Here is a 1,468-nt window from a genome sequence, read left to right as displayed (position 1 = left end):
TACTCGCGCCGCCGCCAATATGCCGAGAGCATCATGCAGACACTCGGATGCACGTTCGACACCGAGCAGGTGGGAATGTTCCTCTGGGGAAAAATACCCGGGAAATACACCGATGCCGAACAGCTCACCGAGCGTGTGCTACACGAGTGCCGTGTGTTCATCACCCCGGGATTCATCTTCGGGTCGAACGGTGACCGCTACATACGCATCTCACTGTGCGCAAAAGAAGAGAAACTGCAAGAAGCTTTAAAGAGAATAAAACTGTCGGCATGGTAAAAAAAGCCGTCAGACAGACATACATGCAAACCCAGCAAAAACAATGATATTATGGAATTGGAATTAGAACCGCTCAAACTGCCAAGTGATAACAAACGCCCTTTCGTCATGGCAGGCCCCTGCTCTGCCGAGACAGAAGAACAAGTGATGACCACCGCGATGCAACTCGCAGCCAAAGGCTGTAAGATGTTCAGAGCCGGAGTGTGGAAACCGCGCACCAAGCCGGGAGGTTTCGAGGGAAACGGAGAAGCCGCCCTGCCTTGGATGAAGGCCGTGAGAGAACAGACCGGAATGCTCATAGCCACAGAGGTAGCCACGCCAGAGCATGTTGAACTGGCTATGAAATACGGCATCGACATACTGTGGGTGGGAGCACGCACGTCTGCCAACCCGTTTGCCATGCAGGCACTGGCCGACGCCCTCAGGGGAGCCGACGTGCCGGTATTCGTCAAAAACCCCGTAAACCCCGACCTTGAACTGTGGATTGGGGCCATGGAGCGCATCAACCAGGCCGGCATCAAGCGCATGGCGGCCATACACCGCGGTTTTTCGAGCTATGACAAGAAGATATACCGCAACCTGCCCATGTGGCAGATACCCATCGAACTGCACAGACGCATGCCAGACCTGCCCATCATCTGCGACCCGAGCCACATCGGCGGCAGCCGCGAACTGATTGCCCCGCTGTGCCAGCAGGCCATGGATCTCGGTTTCGATGGACTGATAGTGGAAAGCCACTGCGAGCCGGACAAGGCATGGAGCGACGCCAAACAGCAGGTCACACCGGATGTGCTCGACTATATCCTCAGCCTCATCGTGGTGCGTGACGAAACCGTGAGCACAGAAGGTATCGGCCAGTTGCGTAAGCAGATAGACGAGATAGACAACCAACTGATGGATCTTCTGTCAAAGCGCATGCGGGTATGCCGTGAGATCGGACAGTACAAGAAAGAGCACAACATGACAATCCTGCAATCGGCGCGCTACAGCGAGATACTCGAAAAACGCGGCGCTCAGGGCACACTGTGCGGCATGGGTGCCGACTTTGTGGCAAAAGTGTTCGAGAACATACACGAGGAGTCGGTAAAACAGCAACTTGAAATCATCAACAAATGAGAATACTGGTATTGGGAGCGGGTAAGATGGGAAGCTTCTTCCTCGACCTGCTCAGTTTCGACCACGAGACGGCCGT

General features: G+C 54.8%; 2 protein-coding genes and 1 pseudogene. All 3 read left to right on the top strand.

Annotated elements, in window-relative coordinates; all coding sequences use genetic code 11:
* On the top strand, positions 1 to 276 hold a 276-nt coding region (locus tag MoGM_RS00870), incomplete at its 5' end, for an aminotransferase class I/II-fold pyridoxal phosphate-dependent enzyme (RefSeq protein WP_146078603.1).
* 51 nt (positions 277 to 327) lie between these two features.
* A complete protein-coding gene (locus tag MoGM_RS00865; protein WP_104368347.1) occupies positions 328 to 1,392 on the top strand; it encodes a bifunctional 3-deoxy-7-phosphoheptulonate synthase/chorismate mutase type II in 1,065 nt (354 codons plus the stop codon).
* Positions 1,389 to 1,468 (top strand): annotated as a pseudogene (locus MoGM_RS13240) (prephenate dehydrogenase/arogenate dehydrogenase family protein); the annotation flags it as partial. The gene MoGM_RS00865 and the pseudogene MoGM_RS13240, both read left to right, overlap by 4 nt.

Origin of the sequence: Prevotella sp. MGM1, from assembly GCF_002933775.1 — a bacterium.
Classification (GTDB): domain Bacteria; phylum Bacteroidota; class Bacteroidia; order Bacteroidales; family Bacteroidaceae; genus Prevotella.
This window is presented reverse-complemented; position numbering and strand designations above follow the sequence as displayed.

What these genes read in the sequence shown, in the direction of transcription:
- MoGM_RS00865 (WP_104368347.1), top strand. Translation starts at nt 328, where the DNA reads ATGGAATTGGAATTAGAACCGCTCAAACTGCCAAGTGATAACAAACGC.